Here is a 22,990-nt window from a genome sequence, read left to right as displayed (position 1 = left end):
GACTTACTCAAAAGAAAGATATAATGAAACTATTTTTACACTATATCCGTACACACTTATACATTAATATGTTCCGCTATATTATATTTAAGAACATCCCATTTTCCACTATTTTGTTTCACATAACTAATGCACGCATTTTTTAATGGTGTCTTAAATGTAATTTCATCTGGTTCAATGGCATGTAAAATCGCTTTTATCGCGTGTGAGTGAGCAACAATAATAATACGTTTGCCAAAATGAGTTGTCGCAACATCTTCTAAAGCAGCAAAGCAACGAGCTACAATCTCTTCATCTCGCTCCATACCTTCTACTTTACCTTCAGCAATCAACTCTCTAACAGCCGCAACCGGCTTCCCTGAAGCTTCCCCAAAATTCCGTTCAACAAATCGCTCATCTAATAAAATCGATTGTAATCCAGCTACCTTTGCAATTTCATTAGCCGTTTCTTGCGCTCTAATTAACGGGCTACTTATAATGATATCCCACGTTTCTTTTTGTAAAGCAGCTGCACTTTGACTCGCTTGCTTCTTACCAACTTCATTAAGCGGAATATCTTCTCGTCCCTGAATAATTTCTTGAAAATTCCAATCAGTTTGTCCATGTCGTACTAAACAAATTTCCGTCATGCTGCAACTCCTTTTTAAATAATCAATCTCTATTGTAACAAAAGTTCTGCATGACAGACATATTTTTCACTTCCAATTAGGTTGCATTTTGTTGCTTCATATACTGAAACATATCAATCATAATCGAAGCAACGGCCAATTGATTTTGAAACTTTTCCACTTTATCTGGTATTGTTTTTTTGAAATGTTGCATCGCCGCTAACTCAAAAGCCTCTTTTTCTTCAGGATTTCGTGTTAATTTTCTATACCAGTATGGTTGTTCTCTAATATAGCGAGATAAATCCTCATCAGCCTTTATAAACTCCATAATTTCTGCTCTCATCATCTTTCCCCCTAATCCTTTTGAAAGAAAAACGGGTTATTTTCTGAAGTACTTTGCTCTTGCTGCGTACGGTTACCTTGAAATTGCTGAATAACTTGTTGCACGCTCCCAATTGCACTCGTCACATTAGCTAAATGGTTCTGCATTTGTTCCACGTCCAACTTTTTAAAAAAAGAAAGCATTTGCCCCATCACATCAGCGGTTTTTTCCTCTTCAGTTCGATTATCTTTTTCTTTTTTATTTTCTTTTACCGAAGAAAACGCAGGCGCTCCATCCGGTCTATACGTTGCCCATATTGGGTCCTCTTCACCAAGTAAGTACCATTCTTCATAAAATTGTTGCCATGTTTTGTGACCACTTCTAACCTCATGAACCATTTTAGGGTGATGGTTTACAAATTCTTTAAACTGTTGAACCGATGGATGTAACGGTCCTTTTGTTGTTGGCATAATCCTCACCTCTCCATGTATATCTACTATATAGTAAGAAAAAAAAGGCGCATGGTTCGCCTATTTTTAGACGATTCATGCACCTTTTTTTCTCCTATTTGCATACGGTCAGATTCCCACCTACAATTCAGTGAATACGAAGTAACTAATTTGGTGATGTAACACCCCACCGCTTACAGTTTCGCTTTATTTTCGAATAAAGTTTTGTGTATAAAATTTATCGTATACACCAACACCTAATCCTGTAAATTGTTCATTTAATAAATTCTTTCTATGCCCCTCACTATTTAACCACCCTTGCACTGCCGCAATTCCATCACTATGTTGCGCCGCTATGTTCTCACCAGCAAGTTGAAATCCTACTTTCCCGCGCTGCAAACGATCTCCTAGCGTACCTAATGTAGGTGAGTCATGAGAAAAATAATTATTGTCTTTCATATCTTTACTGTGACCAACAGCAACATCTGCTGTTTCCTGATCCCATGTTAGTAATGGTAATTTATGATGACTTCGAATGATATTTGTTAAATCAAAAATTTGTTGCATATTCCCATTTTCTACTTGTTTTATTTTTTCCGGAGTCAATGGTTGTTCTGCTATTAATTCACCTGAATAAACGAGCTGATACGGTCTTTGGCGTAATAAAGTTTCATCATCCATATAACGAACACCAACAAGCTCATGTGTAAATTGATCAAAATACAATTGCGCCCATCCGTCTTCTACAGGTATTAACGGTTGTTCCATGACTTCGGTATCAGATAGCTCAAATTGATAACTATTTTTCCCTCTTTTTAATGAAATTTCATGCGAAAGCGGACTTTTTTTATATACTTCTTCATATTTTTCATTTATATAATAAGGTAGAACCTTAACTTGTTCACCAGCTGCGTACGCCGTTACAACTTTACGTTCAGAAACTCCAAATTGAACATACTGAGTTAAATCCTGGTTGTATACCCACCATTCATATCCGTATGCAGATGGCTCTATTCGAGAGGGTTCTCCCCACTTCGCTAATAAGTTTTCAGAGTCTTCACCAATCATATTTAAAACAGTATCTGGGGAGTCTTCCTTCATTTGCTTTTTCTTTTTCACAATTTTATTTTCTTGCTTTGATTGAGATGGGGTTAATATATATTGTGAAACGAGTAATTTCCCGTATAAATCAACAGCTAAAATTAAAAATGTAATCATTACGATACGCAATAATTTCTTCAAACGATATACCTCCTGAACAAAACATAAAATTGAGATATACACAAATCCATTTCTTTCTTTTTGTGTGTACCGTACTCTTTTCACTATATCATATTTTTGTGAAAAAAGTCTGGATTATCCCTTTTCTCTCAATATGAATTGCACTTTCTTATTATTCATACTATTATAAAAATAATGGTGTAACATTAAAAAAGGAGGTATTATATGCGATTTACAAATACGAAATTTAATGGAGCCGTCGTTGAATTAACTCTTTTAACTGAAATCATGGAAAACAACCACTTCGTACTTGCTGGACAGTGGGATTATGAACGGGTTACATACGATTATAAATTTGAAATATTAAAGGATGTTTATTATTTACGAGTACAAGGAGTTGCTATTGAAGGTGACATTGGCAGTAGACATGCTGAAGTAAAACTACTTCCCCCCTTATTAGGAAAACATTATTATCCTCACGGCGTTGAATATGGTGATGATGAGACTTTCCCAACGAATGTACTTCAAAAAAGCGAACAACTCCTACAAAATGTCGAAAAAGAGTTAAAAGAATTTCAAATTATTGATTAACAAAAATAAGCGCATCAATATGATGCGCTTGTTTTATTTCCCTTCCCTAAGAATGAATCGTTTTTTTTACTGGATATCCATAAATAGATCCATCTTTTACTTTAATCTCCTCTTCCCAAGGAACCTTATATTTACCTTCAGCTAAATCTTTTACAAACGTATATGGATTTTCTTTCACCCCACCAGGAGTTGCTACATATCCTCTTGAACCTAGATTATATATATTATTTTCCAATCCCCATCCTAATCTAGCTTGATCTGCTAGTTCTGGATATACTTCAGCAGTAACAATCTCCCAAGGATTTCGATGTCCCTGTACTAAAGTAGTCCCATCAAAATTACATACTTGTCCTTCACCAAAGTAATAAAATACACCATCATAACCCGCTAAGTTTACCGACAATGTATACATTAAATTCTGCCATGCATTTGAACGATTGGTTAGCATCCATTGTTCACTAACTTGTGTACTATATCCAGAAATACGAATTAAGACATTTGCACCTTTATAGGCCGCTTCACGAGCTACTTCAGGGAACATACCATCATGACAAATACAAACAGCTAATTTACTTCCTCCAGGTCCATCACAAACAGGTAAGCCTAAATCTCCAGCTTTCCAAGGCTCGACTGGCACCCAAGGATTTAGCTTACGATACTTCAAAATCATCTCACCTTGTGGATCAATAATAACTGCGGTATTATATGGCTCTCCACCATCAGGATTTTTCTCCATTATTGAAAAAACACCATATACTTTAGATTCTTTACATGCCTCAGCAAATAAGTCTGTTTCCGGCCCAGGCACTGTACATAAAAATTCTTCCGTAGTCCATTTTTTTGTATTTAGCCCTTGTGTACTATATTCAGGAAATACTATCAATTCTAATCCAGGGTAACCTGATTTGGTCGAATGAATTGTTTTTATGATTTGTTGAATTTGTTTATCAATGTCTGCACGTGACTCTACTACTGGTACTGGATATTGAATTAGTGCTGTCAAAAAACCACTAATCGGCTTTACCATACTTCCACTACTACCCATTTAAACTCCCCCTTAAAATAGTTCGTATTTATTAAATATAACAATATATATATTTGTAACTCTCTAAAAAACTTGCACTACATATGGAATTATTACGCATGAAAACTAGTAGTAAATTTTATATCCACTTTTAGTACACGCCTACACTAACTTAACATTAATAGTTGGAAAATTCAATCTTTTTTTAAAGTGACTAAGTAAAAAAGCGTATGGAATCCCATACACTTTTTTACTTAGTCTGTAAATATGGCGGCAATTGTTGCAACTGCTCCTTATCCTTTTCACGTTCTCTACGTGCCCATCTAAAGAATACATAACCTATAATTGTACCGTACACTATTTCCTGGACAATTTTCATTATGATACCACCAGTTTGCTGGTCTTGTACGACTGGCATCCAGTGCAAAAATTCTGGTCCCGTTATATTTAAATCAGATAAAGTACCCGCTGGTACACATAGTTCCATCGCTTTCATCCAAGCAGCCGGATCCGTATACGTTGCAAATAGCGGGGCTGTTGCAAAAATGATTAACGCACAAGCAGGCGTTAATAATATGCCGTTAGCAAACATATAACCAAGTTTCTTTATATCACTTAACGTTTGATATTCTGGTAATGGATTTAACATCGGCCACCACATCATGATTGCTGTAAAAAACAATATAGCGAGACAAATAGGATGAGCTATTTGACTTTGTTTTACTGTATCAAAAACAACTGGTAAATGATAAAAAGAAAACAGGCCGTTAAATACAAACAACGCAATAAGTGGTTTAGCAAATGCCTTTAATATAACTTGAACGAACTTAAAAGAAGTAATATAACGATATAACCAAATTGGTATACCAAGCAACAGTAACGGTGGAACCGCAATATACATGACTGCCATTTCAAACATATGAGCACTAAATATAATATGGCCAATTAAATCAATAGGCCCTCCCTTTACAAAATACAAAAGAACAATACCAGTCGTAAAATAAAAAATTTGCTTCTTACTTACCTTCGTCGCATTTTCAAATCGCATTCTATATGGCCCAATAATTAAGAAGTACCCAATAAGAATCGAAAGCATAAATAATAAAAAGATTGGACTCCATAAAGCCTGAAAACCAAATATCCACAAGTTACTCATTTTCACACCGACCTTCGTAAGGTTATCTCATAATATGAAGAGGGAGCTGTGACAACACAAGCTCCCTTATTTTTCACTTTTCAAATCCACACGATTGTCATAAAAGCTAAAATTGTAATTAACCCTATTAGCAAACCAGAGTAAAGAAAGAAACTTGCTGCTTCATGTCCTTTATGACTCATATGCATAAAATAATACAATTGAAAAATTACTTGTACCACTGCTAATAGTAAAATAAACGGTACAGAGAAAGTCGGACTAAAAGTTTTTGGATACGCCACTGCTACAAATGCAACTAATGTTAAAAAAATCATTAATGCAAACGTAATAACTTGATGCCTCATTTCCTCCGCACTTTTTCTCTTCCGATAAACAAGATCAACTTTAGGATTATTCGTTTGCTTTATCGCCATTGTTTATCCCACCATTCCCATTAAATATACTACAGTGAAAATAAACACCCAAACTACGTCAATAAAGTGCCAATAAATCGATGCAACATAAAACTTCGGTGCATTGTATAAATTTAGACCTCTCTTCGCATTTCTAAAGATTAATGTTAAAATCCAACATAACCCAAACAATACGTGGAGTCCATGTGTACCAACAAGAGCATAAAACGCAGAGCCAAAGGCACTACTTCTCATAGTATGCTTAAATTCATGTGTATAATGATAAAACTCATATATCTCAAACCCTAAAAAGCCTAAACCTAGCAATACAGTTACTAGTAACCAAAGTTGCATTTTCTTAAAGTTAAAGTTTTTCATGTGATACATCGCATATACACTCGTTAAGCTACTCGTTAATAAAAGCATCGTCATAATAAAAACGAGTGGCATTTGGAACATCTCTTGAGATGTTGGTCCACCATTTGTAGAATTCTTTAACGCTAAATATGTGCCAAATAAGGAAGCGAACAACACTGTTTCGCCTCCAAGAAATAACCAAAAACCGACAAACTTATTTTTCCCTTCAAGGGTTGCTTTTTCAGGCTCTGCTGGAAATGTTTCATTCGTTAATTTTTCATCTACATGCATTATGCCTTGCCCCCCTTATCATCTAAATCTTCTTTATGAATATGATATCCATGATCATCGATTACTGAACGTAGGAACATTGCGCCAAATGTAATGATTAAACCAATAATTGCTACTAATAACCAAAACTTATCTTTTCCGCCCTGCATATACATCGCACCAAATGCCGCTATAAACAATCCGAAAGAAATGACAAATGGTGAAAACGAAGGATTTGGCATATGAATATCACCAACTGGTTCCGCTGCTGTCATCTCTTTATTACCTTCACGTTTTTCAATCCAAAACGGATCTAATCCGCGAACAAATGGTAATTGTTTAAAGTTATATTCTGGTGTCGGTGCCGGCATTGTCCATTCTAATGTACGTGCATCCCACGGATCACGACCAGCTTTTTCTTTTGATACTGTCGTTTTAATTACATTGAATAAAAGAACAATCGTTCCAAGAGCCATAAATACCGCTCCGATAGAACTAATCATATTCCCCATTTCCAACCCTTGCCCTTCAAGATATGTGTAGTAACGACGCGGCATACCAATCAAGCCAAGGAAATGCTGAATAAAGAACGTTAAATGGAAGCCGATAAAGAATAGCCAAAACGTTATCTTTCCTAATGTTTCATTTAATACTTTATTAAACATCAGTGGCCAATAATAATGAGCTCCTGCAAGTAAACCAAATACAACACCGCCAACGATTACATAATGAAAATGCGCTACTACAAAATAGTTATCATGAAATTGATAATCAGCTGGTGCAGATGCTAGCATAACCCCTGTAACTCCACCCATTACGAATGATGGAATGAAAGCTACTGCCCACATCATTGGTGTCGTGAAGCGAATACTTCCGCCCCACATTGTAAAGAGCCAGTTGAATATTTTAATACCGGTCGGAACTGCAATCGCCATTGTTGCAACTGAGAAAATAGCATTTGCAACTGGACCAAGCCCAACTGTAAACATATGGTGAGCCCATACCATAAATCCTAAAAATCCAATTAATACTGTCGCAAACACCATCGACGAATAACCGAATAATCGTTTTTTCGAAAATGTCGCGAAGATTTCTGAGAATATTCCGAAAGCTGGGAGTATAAGAATGTATACCTCTGGATGACCAAAAATCCAGAATAAATGCTCCCATATAATTGTATTCCCGCCCAGCGCTGGATTAAAGAAACTTGTTCCAAATAAGCGATCTAACATTAAAAGTCCTAATCCTACAGTTAACGGCGGAAAAGCAAATAATATAAGCGAAGATGTTACAAATGTCGTCCATGTAAACATCGGCATACGCATATACGTCATCCCTGGCGCACGCATATTAATAATGGTTACAAGGAAGTTGATACCTCCAATTAATGTACCAATACCTGAGATTTGCAAGCCAAGTACATAGAAATCAACCCCATGACCTTTAGAGGCTAAAGCTAAAGATGCATAAGATGTCCATCCTGCATCAGGTGCTCCACCTAAAAACCAACTTAAATTTAAAAATACTCCACCAAAGAAAAATAACCAAAATCCGAGTGAATTCAAAAACGGGAACGCAACATCACGTGCACCAATTTGAAGTGGTACAGCGGCGTTCATAAATGCAAACACGAGCGGCATAGCTGCGAGGAAAATCATTGTTGTACCGTGCATCGTTAATACTTGATTATAAGCATCCCCAACAAGAAAAGCGTTGTTAGGAATCGCTAATTGAAGGCGAATAAATAGAGCTTCTATTCCGCCTATTACAAAAAACAATCCACCTGCAATTAAATAGAGAATGGCAATCTTTTTATGGTCTACTGTTGTTAAATAATCCCATATGACAGCACCCATCCCCTGTTTTTTTGCTACAGAACTCACGTTTTCAACCTCCCCTTCGCGAATAATCCCTCTTTACTTTTCAACTTTTAACGTTTGTAAGTATGCATTTAATGCATCAATTTGATCATCCGTTAAGTTGCCATATTTGCCAGTCATTTTGTTTCCTGGCTTCATATTTTCAGGATCTTTCAGCCATTTTTTTAAGTTTTCTTCATTGTTTTCGGCAATACCGGCAACCATATCGCGATCCGCAAAGTTTGCTAAGTTTGGTGCGATACGAGCGGAAGGTGGTCTACTATCATTAGATCCAACTGCGTGACAACCAATACAGCTTTTATTAAATATTTCTTGGCCCTCTTGCGCCTTTGTTGAAGCTACTTCTTTCTTCCCATCAATCTTCTTCATATCAGCAAGCCATTTTTTGTACTCACTTTCATCTAAAGCTTTCACTTTAAATTGCATTAAAGAATGTGATGGACCGCAAAATTCGGTACAAAAACCATTATAAGTGCCCGATTTATCTGCCTTTAACCACATTTTGTTCACATTGTCTGTATTTGTATCCATTTTCCCTGCTAAAGATGGAACCCAAAATGAGTGTTTAATATCGGCACCCTTCAAATTTAAATACACTTTCTTACCTGTGGGGATGACCAAATCTTGCGAAGTTACTATCTTTTCTGATTTATAAGAAAATTCCCACCAATAAAGATTCGCTGTTACATCAACAACGATAGTATCTTTATCAATATTCTTTTTCTCCATCGCACTTACATCAGCAAGTTTGAATGTATATGTAACCGTTGGAACAGCTAAGATTAGTAAAAGAATAATCGGAATAACTGTCCATATAATTTCTAGCTTGTGATTCCCTTCAACTTGCTCTGGAATATAATCTTCCTGGCCTTTCTTTTGGCGGAAACGCACAATTACATACAAGAAAATAATAGTAACTACTAGCACTACTCCTACCATGATTGCACTCGCCAGTAGAAGTAAATCATATTGCATTTTTGCTACCTCTCCTTGCGGAATTAAAGTAGATTGAAAGGCTTTACCGCATCCCCCTAACAGTAAAGCCAGCAGTGAAACGAACGAAAGCAGTCGCCACTGTTTCTTCATACAAACAACCCCCACTTTCCTTGTGAATTAGATTGTACTTTATAGTTAAGTAAAGTAAATCTCAACGTAAAGAAATCCAATTATGTCGTTGTCTTAGAAGAATGTAACTACAATCATTGATACAAATAAGATTGTTAAATAATTTAGGGAATAAACAAACATTTGCACGGACCATTTGATGTCATCTTTCTTACGGAAGCCATAAAATCCTAAAACGATCCATCCGATGTTAAGCAGTGTTGCAATTACCATAAATGTTATCCCTAGTCCACTCATATAAAATGGTAGTGGTAATAAACATACTGTCCAAATCATAATTTGGCGTTTCGTAATTTCAAATCCATGAACTACAGGAAGCATTGGAATTCCTGCATTTCGATATTCATCAACACGTTTCATCGCTAATGCAAGGAAATGTGGGATTTGCCAAATAAACATAATTAAAAATAACATCCAAGCAATTGGATGACCTAAAGATGGATCGATTGCTGCCCATCCAATTAAAGGTGGAACTGCTCCAGATATACTACCTACAACAGTATTTAGTGTATACTTTCTCTTTGTCCATAAAGTATATAGGACAACATATGTGAAAGCACCAATAAATCCCATTAAAACTGCCATTGGTGTTGTTAATAATAAGAATACAAATCCAAGAAGTAATATAACTAGTCCAAATGTAAGTGCAAATCCTGGTTTATACTTTCCAGTAACCGTTGGACGTGTCTTTGTTCTTTCCATTAACGGATCGATGTCTCTATCGATGTAGTTATTTAAACAACATACCCCCGCCATAATTAATCCTGAACCAACGATTGTAAAAAATAGCTTATCCAGATTGTCCATCACACTTAATCCATTAAAGTGTAATGCCAACCAAAATCCTGTAAATACAGTAAGTGTATTTGAGTTTACAATCCCCATTTTAACGAGTGCTGATAAATCTTGTAACCGAGTTGTTTCCGGTACACTTGTAACAGCGGACTCATCATGCAGCTCACTTGTTGCATGGTTCATCACTCTAACCCCCTCTTAAAACTTTCATCTTTCTTTTTGCGCCTATTTCAAATGAAATAATTCGCTTCTATATAGCAATATTATTACAGTAGAAACATTGTTAACCCATTCTACTACTAATCTACGCCCATACTCCAATATATTAAATCATATTTCCCGAACATTTTGTGAAGAAAACATGAACTTTTTGTGTCGAATATAAAAAACTTCATTCTGACTTGTCCTTATCATAACATGATGTTACCTTCTATAATAAACTATTTTGTCCTATTTAACACGTATTCTCCCCATTTCTTTTCAAAATAGCCTATTTTCCAACCAATTTTTTCCTTGTGAACCCTGTTTTTACACCTATTTTCTCTCCCTTTCCTTCCCCCTCCATTTCTTTGCTATTTTATTATTTTTTATATATCATAGGAACTAGCGCGTTTTATTCTATACATAATGGAATGAAAATATTTCGCAATAACTTCATAGCAGAAAGATGGTGAAAGAGATTGCAACGCTTTATTAAATGGTTAGCAGTCATTACAAGCCTTGATTTATTAATAGTTTTATTAGGAGGCGCTTTAGTTACAAAAACAGGTTCTGGTCAAGGTTGTGGTAAATCATGGCCACTTTGTAACGGTGAATTTGTTCCATCTAATTTATCAATGGAAACTATTATTGAACTTAGCCACCGATTAACATCCGGATCAGCTGGAATTCTTGTCACACTCCTTTGTATTTTGTCCTGGAAATATTATAAACATGTGCGTGAAACAAAAACGTTAGCAATTTTATCCTTCGTATTTTTAGTTGCACAAGCATTAATGGGAGCAGCAGCAGTTGTTTGGGGACAAATGCCAGCTGTACTTGCTATCCATTTCGGTATTTCCTTAATTTCATTTGCTTCTGTCATTTTATTAACGTGTCTTATCTTTGAAATTGACCAAAAATTTGATGCACGTTCACTTATTATGGACAAAAAAATGAAATTTCATATTTATGGTGTAACAATTTACAGTTATATCGTCGTCTACACAGGCGCTTTAGTACGTCACGAACGAGCTAGCTTAGCCTGTCCAGACTTTCCTTTATGTAGCAAAAACAGACCTATGCCAACTCAACTACATGAATGGGTTCAAATGGGCCATAGAGTTGCAGCGATGTTAATTTTCGCTTGGATACTATACGCGATGATTCTCGCTATCCGCCATTACAAACAGCAACCTGTAGTATATTGGGGATGGATCATTTCATTTATCCTTGTTACACTTCAAGCTGTAGTAGGAGTTTTAGTTGTATTTACAAACGCTAGTTTAGCAATGGCATTGTTACATTCTCTATTCATTTCTTGCTTGTTTGCCGTACTATGCTATTTAGTTATGTTAGGAACAAGAAGTAAAGTGAATGCAAAAGAAGCCGAATCAACTTCTAAACAAACAAAATAATTTAAAACTAAAATCCCTTGCCAATTCGGCAAGGGATTTTTTGCAATAAGAAAAGAGCTGTATTTACACAGCTCTTTTCTTATTTTAGTGATCTAATTCAATAAGTAAATCACCTGTTTGAATTGCATCACCATCGTTAACATATACTTTTTTCACTTTACCATTAAACGGCGCTTGAACTGTCGTTTCCATTTTCATCGCTTCTGTAATTGCCATAGAATCGCCTTTTTTCACTTCATCCCCTTCTTTTACAACTACTTTAATTACCGTTCCTGGCATCGTTGCACTAATATGATTTGGATTCTCACGATTTCCTTTCACACGTTGTGCAACTGTTGCTTTTACACTCTCGTCTTTCACGATAATTTCACGTGGTTGACCGTTAAATTCCAAGTAAAGAACACGGTGTCCATCCGGCTGTGGTTCTCCAATTGATACAAGTTTAACCATCAATGTCTTACCCTGTTCAATTTCTACATCAATTTCTTCACCTAGTCTCATACCATAGAAGAACGTCGGTGTATCAAGTACAGATACATTTCCATAAAGCTCAGCAACTTTTTCATAGTCCATAAATACTTTTGGATATAAAGCATATGCAACTACATCAAAAATCGTTACTTCGCGTCCAATTTTATGGAATAATTCTTCTTTTAACGCTTCAAAGTCTACTGGCTCTAGTAATTCACCTGGTCTTACTGTTAATGGCTCTTTTCCTTTTAAAATAATCTTTTGTAATTCTTTCGGGAAACCACCGTACGGTTGACCTAAATCACCCGAGAACATTTCAACAACAGACCCTGGGAAGTCCATCGCATGCCCACGCTCTAAAACATCCTGTTCTGTCAGATGGTTTTGAACCATAAATAATGCCATATCACCAACAACTTTTGATGATGGCGTTACTTTTACAATATCTCCAAACATGTCATTCACACGGCGGTACATTACTTTCACTTCATCGAAACGATCTCCTAAACCAACCGCTTTCGCTTGTTGCTGAAGATTACTATACTGCCCACCCGGCATTTCATGCATATATACCTCTGTATGAGGCGCATTCATACCACTTTCAAACGGTGCATAGTATTTGCGTACATCTTCCCAATAATGAGATAGTTTTTCTAAAGAATCTATATTAACATCTGGTTGTCTTTCGTTTCCGCCTAACGCATAGTATAGCGTGTTCGCACTTGGTTGTGACGTTTGACCAGCCATAGAACTCACTGCTACATCGACGATATCAACACCTGCTTCAATTGCCTTCGTATACGTTAATATACCATTTCCACTCGTATCGTGCGTGTGCAGATGAATTGGAATCGACACTGTCTCTTTTAATGCAGAAACTAAATCATATGCTGCATTTGGTTTTAGTAAGCCCGCCATATCTTTAATACCTAAAATATGAGCTCCTGATGCTTCTAACTCTTTTGCTAAATTTTTATAGTAATTTAAATCATATTTACTACGCAGTGGATCATGAATATCTCCTGTGTAGCACATTGTTGCTTCTGCAATTTTACCAGTGTCTCGTACAGCATCAATTGCAACTCTCATGCCTTCCACCCAGTTTAAGCTATCAAAAATACGGAATACATCAATGCCAGCTTGAGCAGAACATTCCACAAATTTTTGGATTAAATTATCTGGATAGTTTTTGTATCCAACTGCGTTTGAAGAACGAAGTAACATTTGGAATAACACGTTCGGCATTTTTTCACGAAGATCTAGTAATCGTTCCCATGGATCTTCTTTTAAGAAACGATACGCAACATCAAACGTTGCACCGCCCCACATTTCCGCTGAGAATAGGTTCGGTAACATTCTCGCTGTTGGCTCCGCAATTTGATGTAAATCTTTTGTACGAATACGAGTTGCAAGTAATGACTGGTGTGCATCACGGAATGTTGTATCCGTTAAAAGTACACGTTTTTGATCCTGTACCCATTTTACTAATCCGTCTGCTCCACGCTCGTCCAAAATTTGTTTCGTTCCATTTTGAATTGGCTCTGAATGTTTTAAACATGGAATACGAGCATCTGGGAATATTGGTTTTTCTTTTTTCCCTACTCCTGGGAAACCATTTACTGTTACTGTGCCAATATAATTTAACATTTTTGTTCCACGGTCTTTACGTTTCGGGAACAAGAACAGTTCCGGTGACGCGTCAATAAACGACGTATCATATTCCCCTGATAAGAAGTTTTTATGTTTTACTACATTCTCTAAGAATGGAATATTTGTTTTAATACCACGAATACGGAATTCTTTTAAGTTACGTTCCATTTTTGCAGCAGCTTGCTCAAAAGTAAGTGCCCAAGTTGTAACTTTTACAAGTAAAGAATCGTAGTACGGTGTAATAACTGCACCTTGGAAGCTATTTCCTGTATCAAGACGCACACCAAAACCACCGCCTGATCGATACGCCATAATTTTTCCTGTATCCGGCATAAAATTATTTAGCGGATCTTCAGTTGTTACACGAGATTGAATTGCAAATCCATGCACAACTACTTCCTCTTGCTTCGGCACACCTACCATTTTGCTATGTAATGAATGTCCATCAGCTATTAAAATTTGTGATTGAACGATATCTACTCCTGTAATCATTTCTGTAATCGTATGTTCTACTTGAACACGTGGATTTACTTCAATAAAGTAAAACTCATCATCTTTTACAAGGAATTCTACTGTTCCTGCATTTAAATAGTTTACATTTTTCGTTAACTTCACAGCAGCATCACAAATACGCTGACGCAAATCATCTGAAAGTGATACACTCGGTGCTATTTCTACAACTTTTTGATGACGACGTTGTACAGAACAGTCACGCTCGTATAAATGAACAACATTACCTTCTTCATCTGCTAAAATTTGTACTTCTATATGTTTAGGTTTTTCAACGAATTTTTCGACGTAAACTTCATCATTACCAAAGGCTGCTTTCGCTTCTGATTTCGCTCGATTATATGATTCTCCTAATTCCTCACTAGTACGCACAATACGCATACCACGACCGCCACCACCAAGGGACGCTTTAATAATAATCGGGTAATCATACTTTTCAGCAAATTTTTCGACTTCTTCTAATGAATCTACTGGACCATCACTACCAGGTATAACTGGAATTTGTGCTAGCTGCGCTTGTGTTCTTGCTTTCACTTTATCTCCAAACATATCTAAATGCTTACTTTTTGGACCGATAAAGATAATTCCTTCTTCTTCGCAACGTTTCGCGAATTGAATATTTTCTGACAAGAAACCATATCCAGGGTGGATTGCATCTACATGATTACTTTTTGCAATCTCAATAATGCCTTCAATATCTAGATAAGCATCAATTGGTTTTTTTCCTTCCCCAACTAAATAGGACTCATCGGCTTTATAGCGATGATAAGAACCACTATCCTCTTTAGAATAGATTGCAACTGTTTTTAATCCTAGTTCCGAACAAGCTCGAAACACACGAATTGCAATCTCTCCACGGTTAGCTACCAATACTTTTTGAATACGTTGCAGCTTTGTCATGATTTTCCCCCTCTACTTTCCTACCACTCTAGAGATAAAATATATACACACCTTAAAAAGCGTGAAGTTCTTCACTTTCCACATTATATTATACTTAGAAAGCTTCACTTTATTTTTATCCATCATACCTTATTTTTTAACAAATGATAAGTTTTCTGTACAATTTGTTTCACAAAAATAGTATAGCATACCTCCTCCTTTTCTAACAACTTAATTGTATATCACATTAAACTTAATGTGATATATTTTTTAACTGAAAGATATATTAATACATCACATTTAAAACTACTTAAAAATAAAAAACACATCATGCTCTAAGCACAATGTGTTTTTATTTTACAACTACAAGATGTGGTCCATTTTGTTCTCTTTCTTTCATTACACCATTCTGTTGTTTCTCTTGTCGTTTCACGTGACTAGCAATATTGAGTAGTATTCCCATTGCAAGTAGATTAGCTATTAAGGAACTCCCGCCATAACTAATAAACGGTAAAGGTACTCCCGTAAGCGGTATTAATCCAGACATACCACCAACATTAACAAAAGTTTGTACTCCTATTAAACTTGCAATTCCGATTGCAATTAAACTTCCAAAAGGATCGTTACATTTTTGAGCAATCCTGAATGAACGAATAATAATAAGTAGCAAGCAAATTAAAATAATAGCTACACCAATAAAACCTAATTCTTCAGATATAATAGCCATAATAAAATCTGTTTGCGGTTCTGGTAAATATCCATATTTTTGCACACTATTTCCTAATCCTCTACCATTAAGCCCTCCTGAAGCAATTCCAATAAAAGAATTTACTAATTGGAATCCATCATTTTGAGGATCATTGAATGGATCAAGGAAAACTGAAAAACGTGCCTTTTGGTATCCACTTAATTTATAATTAGCCAAAAAATATAGAGCTGGAATCCATACTATAGAAGTTAAAACAATTCGTTTAATCCATAAATTAATCCGTACTCCTGAACAAAGAAACATAATCCCTACTGTTGCTGCAATTAACAAATCGGTACCTAAATCATTTTGCTTTAAAATTAAAAACATTGCCATTCCAACAAAACCAAGTGTAAGTCCCGACCCTTTAAAAACAGGTGTATTTGTCTCTTGTCTCCTTGCAAAAAAGCGAGCTAATATAATAATAATCGATAGTTTAACAAATTCAGCGGGCTGTATACCTAATATCCAACCTTTTGCACCATTTATTTCCTTACCAAAAATCAAGGCTGCTGCTAGTAAAGCAATACTCCCTAGCCCCATCGCCGATAAAATTATTCGTTTCCTCCAAAACTTATAAGGTAACGAAGCTACAATCACTAACAATACCGTTCCGATAGCTAAAGTTATTAATTGTTTTTTAAAAAAGTAATTTGCCGGCCAGTTATGCCTCGAAATCGCAACAATGGAACTAGAACTATATACCATTATTACTCCCAGCACACATAAGATAACAAGAGGAAGTAATAATGAATAATCCATTGATTTCCATACTTTTTTCATTTCATTTCCTCTTTCTGTTTCAATTTAATTATTGTTGTATTCCATATGTACATTGGTTCTTCCTGCTTTATTATACAAATAAAAAGCTCAAACTAATTTAGTTTGAGCCCCCTTATTTGAACCCGTTATTGTTGTTTGTTTGTAAACGCTTCATGAAGTGCAGATAACTCACGTTCGAGCTCACCTAACATTGCTTTCCCTTGTTCTTCTGCAATAAGACCAAGGCGAACTGCAAAATCGACCTCGCGGGATAGTCCAAACATTTGTGTGTCTAACACTTCTTCATATAATGGACATTGCGGCATTGTAAGATGGTCCATTTGCACCTTAATAAGTCTTAAAATCTTCTCTGCATCCGCTTGTAGAAGGGCTAGTGCCTTTTCCTGATGATTTGCTACTGTCTCAGACGCCAAATTGATTCCCTCCGTTTCCGTCCTACTCTCCTATATCCTATCTATTAATATTAGCGATAGTTTTAATAAATTGCAATAGAAACATTTTTTGTGACAACAGTGTCTAATACTATTATACTGAAAAGTGGGAGTATAACACAAATGGGGGAACAACAATGAGCGAAATTTTATTTATTAACGGAAAAGTACGTTTTCCAATTACTATTGATCCAACTGTTTGGATCTTTGATGATCGAAAAGTAGATTTGACAACTTACTTTGATGAAACTAGAGAAAACACGTCTGAACTAGAAACTTATTTAAAAAACACTTCAGAACATTGGGATCGCGAAATCCGTGATGGTGCCGCTTTTCCCCCAATACAGCAAAGTGTGAAGAAATATAAAAAAGAACAGCTGATTACTGGAACATTTGGTATACCACTTCATCCATTCCTTGCTAACGCTGAAATTTTAGAGGACGCTACGCAAGTTGAAATTGAAACAGTAGAACAAACATTAATACTTCCATTAGAAACTGTCGAAAATGCTATTCTTGGTTTTTCAAAAGAAGGGAAGCCATTAAAAGAGGATGGACCTGTTCATCTATATTACAATGATGGATCTAATAGACAAAATCCAATCCGTAACATCCGTAAATTTACAATTATTTAAAGAAAAGGAGTGAGCTTAAGCTCACTCCTTTTTACAATAAATCTGCTGCTAGTTGAGCTAAATTAGATCGCTCCCCTTTAACAAACTTCACATGACCACTAATACGCTGTTCTTTAAACTTCTCTACAACATACGTTAAGCCATTATTATATTCATCTAAATATGGGTGATCAATTTGCTGAGGATCTCCCATCAATACAATCTTACTCTTTTCCCCTACCCTAGTTAATATCGTTTTCACTTCATGCTTTGTTAAATTTTGTGCTTCGTCAATGATAATGAACTGATCTGGAATACTTCTCCCGCGTATATAAGTAAGGGCTTCTACTTCAATCGAACCCATTCCAGCTAAAATAGCATCTAACTCTCCTGGCTTTTTCGTATTAAATAAATACTCTAGGTTATCAAAAATTGGCTGCATCCATGGTCTTAACTTTTCTTCTTTTTCTCCTGGTAAATAACCGATATCTTTTCCGACTGGAACAATTGGTCTTGCCACAAGTAATTTTTTATATAATCCTAAGTCTTCTGTTTGCATAAGTCCCGAAGCTAACGCAAGTAACGTTTTTCCTGTGCCGGCTTTCCCCGTTAACGTTACAAGCGGAATATCTTCACGAAGCAACAATTCTAATCCCATAATTTGCTGCACGTTTCGTGGTCGTATCCCCCACACTTGTTCATTGTGAAAAATAAGTTTCTTTACCTTTTTACCTAAGTGATCCACAATGCCAAGCGCAGAACTAGAGCCTCCCAATGCATCTTTCATTACTACAAATTGATTTGGGTAAAAAGGATGATTCGCAATTTCAGATAGAGGCAATTCACCTTTCTCATAAAAATAATCCAATTGTTCTTTTGATATATATCCTTCTAAAAAGCCAGAATATATATTTTCTACTTCAATTACGCGATCACTTAAATAATCTTCAGCCTTCAAACCAATTGCATCAGCTTTTACCCTTACGAGTACATCTTTACTTACTAAAATAACAGACTTCCCGTCCTCTTTTTCCTGTTCTTCTAAAGATAGATTTTTTGCTACAGCTAAAATTCGATTATCATTTGTTTTTTCTACAAAAATATCTTGTAGTTGCACAAATGAACGATGGTTCAATTCAATACGAAATGTTCCGCCGTTTTCTAGCGGGATACTTTCATGCAGCTTTCCTATTTCACGAAATTTATCTATTAACTTAGATACATAACGAGCGTTTCGTCCTACTTCATCCATATAACGTTTTTTCGAATCAACCTCTTCTAATACAACTGCTGGAATCACTACTTCATTGGTTTCAAATGAAAAAATAGATAAAGGATCCTGCAAAAGTACATTCGTATCTAACACATAAATTTTATCCAACCTGTTACCCCCTGACTCCACTTTTAAATTTGTAGAACAAGGGTTTCATCCATAAAATATGGACGAACCATTGTTATAATTATATGTACCGTGTAAACGAGGTAGAATCGAAAATCATAGTCATTAAACCTTTTATTTATTCTTTATTCATTTCTATTCAATATATTACTTTTTATTATAATTATTAACGTTAAATCACAATAACCGATTACAAAAGTGAATAAACGAATTTCCTATTTAGCACCTTTATAATTCTCTTATCCCTACTAACACTTCATTATCCAGCTTTTTCGCTGCCCGAAGATCATATGTTTTTTCATATGTTGGTTCAATTGCAAGTTTCGCTCCATAAAACATAACATCACGCACTTCTTGCACATTTACTTCTATTACAGTTAATTTTAGAGAAATACCTTCCATTCTATCTGTCAAAATTTCACTTGCACCACTTATAGAAAATACGGATTCATTCGCCATTATAGTCAATACCACACCTGTATTATGACGTATATTTTCCACAATACGTGAACGTTGATCTACTGCAAATCGAATACTAGTTTTACTCACTGCATACACCCAAGAAATAGCACTTACGTTAGGAACTTGTTTTTCGAAATCTGTCGTTGCTATCATAACAATACACTCTTTACGCAACGTTTGTACTAAATCCTCTGTTAAGGTAGGCTCTACTACATTCGCCATATTTTCACCTCCAAACATACTTGGTATATCCTTATCATAACTTATTTTTTGAATTGCGAAAATATTATTTTTTCCCGCTATTATTCAAAAACATTATACTTCCATGATATACTTATACTGATAGAATTCGTATTGAGGTGACGAAATGAGAGTCAAATGTATGATTTGTGATAAAAAAGATATGTTAGATGATGAAAATCCTATGGCAAAAAAACTGCGTAATCGCCCTATTCATACATATATGTGCATGGAATGTTCGGAACGAATTGCAGAGCGTACAATGGAACGTCATGCAAGTGGTAATTTCCGATTATATCGTGATAAAAAAATCGAAGATGATTGGTAAAATGTAAATAAGTCCTTACTCATATAGATAAGGACTTATTTATATTTTTCTGGTTCACGATTCATCTGATCCAAAAAACAATCAATGGCTTCTAACGGAAACCTTGCAGATTTCCGTTCTCCATTTATTTCATATGTAATTAAATACATTTCCTCGTTCTTTTCGACTTCCACATTTCTTAATTTATGTTCTTCATATATCATATTTTGAAATAACAAATATGTTTCTTTTGCAGCACTATCATTTGGACGTGCTTCCGCAACTGTTTTAATTGTTAACCAATTATATAGTGCATCTTGTACTGAACGCATGAAAACTCCCCTTCCTCAGCCTGCTTTTTGTTGTTTCGCTTGACGCAAACGCAATCTATAAATTCCAAGTACAATTGCCGCTACAACTAGTCCTTCTCCAACAGGTAAAAACACAGCAAAAAAGGTTAATACTGTACATCCAATTGCTAATGATATGTATATCACAATATTTTTTAGTACAGACAACTTTCTAGCAAATCCTAAATTATAAACGAGACCACTTAATATAATAATCGTCCCATAAAGTAACCACATTCCTAACTCTGGATTTTCATCTACCTTACACAATTTTGCAAAAAAAGACATCCTTTCTAACACACTCTTCCCCCCTAGCAGTAAAATGCAATTTTCTTTATATACTTAATACAAGAGTAACTCGCAAAAAAAATACTGTCCACAAAAATGAGTAAATATTCTAAAAAATAAACAAAATAAAAAAACAACGACCTTTATAAAGGTCGTTGTTTTTTTATTTTTACGCTTCAACAGATTTCTTTTTCTTAGCAGCTCTTTCGCGCTCACTCTTATCAAGAATCTTTTTACGTAGACGAATTGATTCTGGAGTTACTTCACAGAACTCGTCATCGTTTAAGTACTCTAATGATTCTTCTAAAGTCATTAGGCGTGGTTTCTTCATTGTTGAAGTTTGATCTTTCGTCGCAGAACGAATGTTAGTTTGTTGTTTCATTTTCACAACGTTAACTGTTAAGTCGTTCTCACGAGTGTGTTCTCCTACAATCATACCAGCATATACTTCTGTACCTGGTTCAACGAAGATTACACCACGGTCTTCAACTTGCATAATACCGTATTGTGATGCTTTTCCTGTTTCAAGTGAAACTAGAACACCTTGACGACGTCCACCAACTTGTCCAGCGTGTACTGGTTGGTAGCAATCGAATGTATGGTTTAAAATACCGTAACCACGAGTTAATGTTAAGAATTCTGTTGTGTAACCAATTAAACCACGTGCTGGAACCATGAAAGTAAGGCGAACTTGACCGTTTCCGTTATTCACCATATCTAACATTTCACCTTTACGTGCACCCATAGATTCCATAATAGAACCAGTGTATTCTTCAGGTACATCGATTTGTACACGCTCTACAGGCTCACATCTTACGCCATCAACTTCTTTAATGATTACTTCTGGCTTAGATACTTGTAATTCATAACCTTCACGACGCATGTTTTCAATTAAGATAGATAAATGTAGTTCCCCACGTCCAGATACGATCCACGCATCAGGAGAATCTGTATTATCTACACGTAAACTTACATCTGTTTCTAATTGTGAACGAAGACGCTCTTCAATTTTACGAGATGTAATGTATTTACCTTCACGACCTGCAAATGGGCTATTATTTACAAGGAACGTCATTTGTAGTGTTGGCTCATCAATACGTAATAATGGTAACGCATCTTGATGTTCAACTGGACATACTGTTTCACCTACGTTAATGTCTTCCATACCAGAAACGGCTACTAAGTCCCCTGCTTTTGCTTCTTCAATTTCTTGTCGTTTTAATCCCATGTAACCGAATAATTTCGTTACGCGGAATTGCTTCACGCTTCCGTCTACTTTCATTAAAGCAACTTGTTGTCCAACCTTCATTGTACCGCGGAATACGCGACCAACTCCAATACGTCCAACGTAGTCGTTGTAATCAAGAAGTGCTACTTGGAATTGAAGTGGCTCTTCGCTGTTATCAATTGGTGCTGGAATATGTTCGATAATTGTATCAAATAATGATTTCATATTCTCTTCTTGATTTGCTGGGTTTGAATCTAAGCTTGCTGTTCCGTTCATTGCTGATGCAAATACAACTGGGAACTCTAATTGATCTTCGTTTGCACCAAGCTCAATGAATAAGTCGATTACTTCATCAACTACTTCATCTGGACGAGCGAAGTCACGGTCAATTTTGTTTACAACTACGATTGGAGTTAAGTTTTGCTCAAGAGCTTTCTTTAAAACAAATCGTGTTTGTGGCATACAACCTTCATATGCATCAACAACAAGTAAAACACCATCAACCATTTTCATGATACGTTCTACTTCTCCACCGAAGTCAGCGTGACCAGGTGTATCTAAAATGTTAATTCTTTTATCTTCATAGTGAATCGCTGTATTTTTCGCTAAAATTGTAATACCGCGTTCTCTTTCTAGATCATTTGAATCCATTGCGCGTTCTTCAACGTGTTCGTTCGCACGGAAAGTCCCCGCTTGACGTAATAACTGGTCAACAAGTGTTGTTTTACCATGGTCAACGTGGGCAATAATTGCTATATTACGTAAATCTTGTCGTTTTTTCAACATGTCCAACTCCTAATGTCTTTTTAATCCTTCTCTATTAT

Annotated in this window: 23 protein-coding genes; 4 read left to right on the top strand and 19 right to left on the bottom strand. The window is 35.8% G+C overall.

Going from position 1 to position 22,990, the window contains the following annotated elements; translation table 11 throughout:
• Positions 1-56 precede the first annotated feature (56 nt).
• From CGQ22_RS05025 to CGQ22_RS05010, 4 genes are all read right to left on the bottom strand, one after another.
• Positions 57-629: a histidine phosphatase family protein gene (locus CGQ22_RS05025; protein ID WP_089148316.1), complete on the bottom strand. Its 573-nt coding sequence runs from the start codon at positions 627-629 to the stop codon at positions 57-59.
• 76 nt (positions 630-705) lie between these two features.
• Positions 706-951: a YlbE-like family protein gene (locus CGQ22_RS05020; RefSeq protein ID WP_001200990.1), complete on the bottom strand. Its 246-nt coding sequence runs from the start codon at positions 949-951 to the stop codon at positions 706-708.
• Between the two features lie 11 nt (positions 952-962).
• Complete coding sequence (locus CGQ22_RS05015; protein ID WP_001143346.1) at positions 963-1,400, bottom strand: YlbD family protein; 438 nt, start codon at positions 1,398-1,400, stop codon at positions 963-965.
• Between the two features lie 186 nt (positions 1,401-1,586).
• On the bottom strand, positions 1,587-2,621 hold the full coding sequence (locus tag CGQ22_RS05010) for a CAP domain-containing protein (protein ID WP_000735379.1): 1,035 nt from the start codon (positions 2,619-2,621) through the stop codon (positions 1,587-1,589).
• 204 nt (positions 2,622-2,825) lie between these two features.
• Between CGQ22_RS05010 and CGQ22_RS05005 the strand changes: the two genes are divergently transcribed.
• A complete protein-coding gene (locus CGQ22_RS05005; protein WP_089148315.1) occupies positions 2,826-3,191 on the top strand; it encodes a YugN family protein in 366 nt (121 codons plus the stop codon).
• Between the two features lie 46 nt (positions 3,192-3,237).
• Here CGQ22_RS05005 and CGQ22_RS05000 read toward each other — a convergent pair whose 3' ends face one another.
• From CGQ22_RS05000 to ctaB, 7 genes are all read right to left on the bottom strand, one after another.
• Entirely contained in the window at positions 3,238-4,236 is a 999-nt protein-coding gene (locus CGQ22_RS05000) for a formamidase (RefSeq protein ID WP_000535803.1), read from the bottom strand.
• Between the two features lie 229 nt (positions 4,237-4,465).
• On the bottom strand, positions 4,466-5,371 hold the full coding sequence (gene ctaG, locus CGQ22_RS04995; RefSeq protein ID WP_000069029.1) for a cytochrome c oxidase assembly factor CtaG: 906 nt from the start codon (positions 5,369-5,371) through the stop codon (positions 4,466-4,468).
• 80 nt (positions 5,372-5,451) lie between these two features.
• Positions 5,452-5,784 (bottom strand): cytochrome c oxidase subunit IVB, encoded by a 333-nt coding sequence (gene ctaF, locus CGQ22_RS04990; protein ID WP_000985708.1) that lies wholly within the window; start codon positions 5,782-5,784, stop codon positions 5,452-5,454.
• Between the two features lie 3 nt (positions 5,785-5,787).
• Positions 5,788-6,411: a cytochrome c oxidase subunit III gene (gene ctaE / locus CGQ22_RS04985; RefSeq protein ID WP_000557861.1), complete on the bottom strand. Its 624-nt coding sequence runs from the start codon at positions 6,409-6,411 to the stop codon at positions 5,788-5,790.
• Entirely contained in the window at positions 6,411-8,246 is a 1,836-nt protein-coding gene (gene ctaD / locus CGQ22_RS04980) for a cytochrome c oxidase subunit I (protein ID WP_153577875.1), read from the bottom strand. The genes ctaE and ctaD overlap by 1 nt, the downstream gene beginning before the upstream one ends.
• 60 nt (positions 8,247-8,306) lie before the next feature.
• Entirely contained in the window at positions 8,307-9,356 is a 1,050-nt protein-coding gene (coxB, locus tag CGQ22_RS04975) for a cytochrome c oxidase subunit II (protein WP_000745268.1), read from the bottom strand.
• Positions 9,357-9,449: 93 nt separating this feature from the next.
• Positions 9,450-10,373, bottom strand: a complete 924-nt coding sequence (gene ctaB, locus CGQ22_RS04970) for a protoheme IX farnesyltransferase (RefSeq protein WP_001015061.1) — start codon at positions 10,371-10,373, stop codon at positions 9,450-9,452.
• 497 nt (positions 10,374-10,870) lie between these two features.
• Here ctaB and ctaA point away from each other — a divergent pair, with 497 nt between their 5' ends.
• Positions 10,871-11,806 carry a heme A synthase gene (gene ctaA / locus CGQ22_RS04965; protein ID WP_001188744.1) on the top strand — a complete coding sequence of 312 codons (936 nt, stop codon included), beginning with the start codon at positions 10,871-10,873 and terminating at the stop codon, positions 11,804-11,806.
• 84 nt (positions 11,807-11,890) lie between these two features.
• Here ctaA and pyc read toward each other — a convergent pair whose 3' ends face one another.
• The 3 genes from pyc to CGQ22_RS04945 form a co-directional block, all read right to left on the bottom strand.
• Positions 11,891-15,337, bottom strand: a complete 3,447-nt coding sequence (gene pyc / locus CGQ22_RS04960; protein WP_000164057.1) for a pyruvate carboxylase — start codon at positions 15,335-15,337, stop codon at positions 11,891-11,893.
• Between the two features lie 331 nt (positions 15,338-15,668).
• A complete protein-coding gene (locus tag CGQ22_RS04950; RefSeq protein ID WP_000758409.1) occupies positions 15,669-16,847 on the bottom strand; it encodes an FtsW/RodA/SpoVE family cell cycle protein in 1,179 nt (392 codons plus the stop codon).
• A 125-nt stretch (positions 16,848-16,972) separates the two neighbouring features.
• On the bottom strand, positions 16,973-17,260 hold the full coding sequence (locus CGQ22_RS04945) for an Fpa/YlaN family protein (protein WP_000135694.1): 288 nt from the start codon (positions 17,258-17,260) through the stop codon (positions 16,973-16,975).
• 155 nt (positions 17,261-17,415) lie between these two features.
• On the opposite strand from CGQ22_RS04945, the gene CGQ22_RS04940 reads away from it, so the two are divergent.
• Complete coding sequence (locus tag CGQ22_RS04940) at positions 17,416-17,913, top strand: hypothetical protein (protein WP_001289812.1); 498 nt, start codon at positions 17,416-17,418, stop codon at positions 17,911-17,913.
• Between the two features lie 31 nt (positions 17,914-17,944).
• On the opposite strand, the gene CGQ22_RS04935 is transcribed toward CGQ22_RS04940, so the two are convergent.
• Positions 17,945-19,273, bottom strand: coding sequence for a PhoH family protein (locus tag CGQ22_RS04935; RefSeq protein WP_000358083.1), 1,329 nt, complete (start codon positions 19,271-19,273; stop codon positions 17,945-17,947).
• A 246-nt stretch (positions 19,274-19,519) separates the two neighbouring features.
• Complete coding sequence (locus CGQ22_RS04930) at positions 19,520-19,975, bottom strand: pyridoxamine 5'-phosphate oxidase family protein (protein ID WP_000024598.1); 456 nt, start codon at positions 19,973-19,975, stop codon at positions 19,520-19,522.
• Between the two features lie 145 nt (positions 19,976-20,120).
• Between CGQ22_RS04930 and CGQ22_RS04925 the strand changes: the two genes are divergently transcribed.
• Complete coding sequence (locus CGQ22_RS04925) at positions 20,121-20,321, top strand: YlaI family protein (protein WP_002082250.1); 201 nt, start codon at positions 20,121-20,123, stop codon at positions 20,319-20,321.
• Positions 20,322-20,356: 35 nt separating this feature from the next.
• On the opposite strand, the gene CGQ22_RS04920 is transcribed toward CGQ22_RS04925, so the two are convergent.
• The 3 genes from CGQ22_RS04920 to typA all read right to left on the bottom strand — a co-directional run bounded on the left by CGQ22_RS04920 (position 20,357) and on the right by typA (position 22,952).
• Positions 20,357-20,632, bottom strand: a complete 276-nt coding sequence (locus CGQ22_RS04920) for a hypothetical protein (RefSeq protein ID WP_001258154.1) — start codon at positions 20,630-20,632, stop codon at positions 20,357-20,359.
• A gap of 15 nt (positions 20,633-20,647) precedes the next feature.
• Complete coding sequence (locus CGQ22_RS04915; protein WP_000893665.1) at positions 20,648-20,950, bottom strand: YlaH-like family protein; 303 nt, start codon at positions 20,948-20,950, stop codon at positions 20,648-20,650.
• A 157-nt stretch (positions 20,951-21,107) separates the two neighbouring features.
• The gene (gene typA / locus CGQ22_RS04910; RefSeq protein WP_000914762.1) at positions 21,108-22,952 is read right to left on the bottom strand and encodes a translational GTPase TypA; all 1,845 of its coding nucleotides are present in this window, start codon (positions 22,950-22,952) and stop codon (positions 21,108-21,110) included.
• Positions 22,953-22,990 lie beyond the last annotated feature (38 nt).

Source organism: Bacillus sp. M13(2017) (genome assembly GCF_002218325.1).
In the GTDB taxonomy this organism is placed as follows: domain Bacteria; phylum Bacillota; class Bacilli; order Bacillales; family Bacillaceae_G; genus Bacillus_A; species Bacillus_A thuringiensis_K.
Note: the sequence above shows the minus strand (reverse complement) of the source record. Positions and strands in the feature narration are given on the sequence as shown.

Coding starts and splice junctions, on each gene's coding strand:
- ctaB (WP_001015061.1), bottom strand. CDS start 10,373: ATGAACCATGCAACAAGTGAGCTGCATGATGAGTCCGCTGTTACAAGT.
- CGQ22_RS04940 (WP_001289812.1), top strand. CDS start 17,416: ATGAGCGAAATTTTATTTATTAACGGAAAAGTACGTTTTCCAATTACT.
- CGQ22_RS05025 (WP_089148316.1), bottom strand. CDS start 629: ATGACGGAAATTTGTTTAGTACGACATGGACAAACTGATTGGAATTTT.
- typA (WP_000914762.1), bottom strand. CDS start 22,952: ATGTTGAAAAAACGACAAGATTTACGTAATATAGCAATTATTGCCCAC.
- coxB (WP_000745268.1), bottom strand. CDS start 9,356: ATGAAGAAACAGTGGCGACTGCTTTCGTTCGTTTCACTGCTGGCTTTA.
- CGQ22_RS05000 (WP_000535803.1), bottom strand. CDS start 4,236: ATGGGTAGTAGTGGAAGTATGGTAAAGCCGATTAGTGGTTTTTTGACA.
- CGQ22_RS05015 (WP_001143346.1), bottom strand. CDS start 1,400: ATGCCAACAACAAAAGGACCGTTACATCCATCGGTTCAACAGTTTAAA.
- CGQ22_RS04930 (WP_000024598.1), bottom strand. CDS start 19,975: ATGGCGAATGTAGTAGAGCCTACCTTAACAGAGGATTTAGTACAAACG.
- ctaD (WP_153577875.1), bottom strand. CDS start 8,246: ATGGGTGCTGTCATATGGGATTATTTAACAACAGTAGACCATAAAAAG.
- CGQ22_RS04950 (WP_000758409.1), bottom strand. CDS start 16,847: ATGAAAAAAGTATGGAAATCAATGGATTATTCATTATTACTTCCTCTT.
- CGQ22_RS04920 (WP_001258154.1), bottom strand. CDS start 20,632: ATGCGTTCAGTACAAGATGCACTATATAATTGGTTAACAATTAAAACA.
- ctaG (WP_000069029.1), bottom strand. CDS start 5,371: ATGAGTAACTTGTGGATATTTGGTTTTCAGGCTTTATGGAGTCCAATC.
- CGQ22_RS04925 (WP_002082250.1), top strand. CDS start 20,121: ATGAGAGTCAAATGTATGATTTGTGATAAAAAAGATATGTTAGATGAT.
- CGQ22_RS05005 (WP_089148315.1), top strand. CDS start 2,826: ATGCGATTTACAAATACGAAATTTAATGGAGCCGTCGTTGAATTAACT.
- ctaF (WP_000985708.1), bottom strand. CDS start 5,784: ATGGCGATAAAGCAAACGAATAATCCTAAAGTTGATCTTGTTTATCGG.
- pyc (WP_000164057.1), bottom strand. CDS start 15,337: ATGACAAAGCTGCAACGTATTCAAAAAGTATTGGTAGCTAACCGTGGA.
- CGQ22_RS05020 (WP_001200990.1), bottom strand. CDS start 951: ATGAGAGCAGAAATTATGGAGTTTATAAAGGCTGATGAGGATTTATCT.
- ctaE (WP_000557861.1), bottom strand. CDS start 6,411: ATGCATGTAGATGAAAAATTAACGAATGAAACATTTCCAGCAGAGCCT.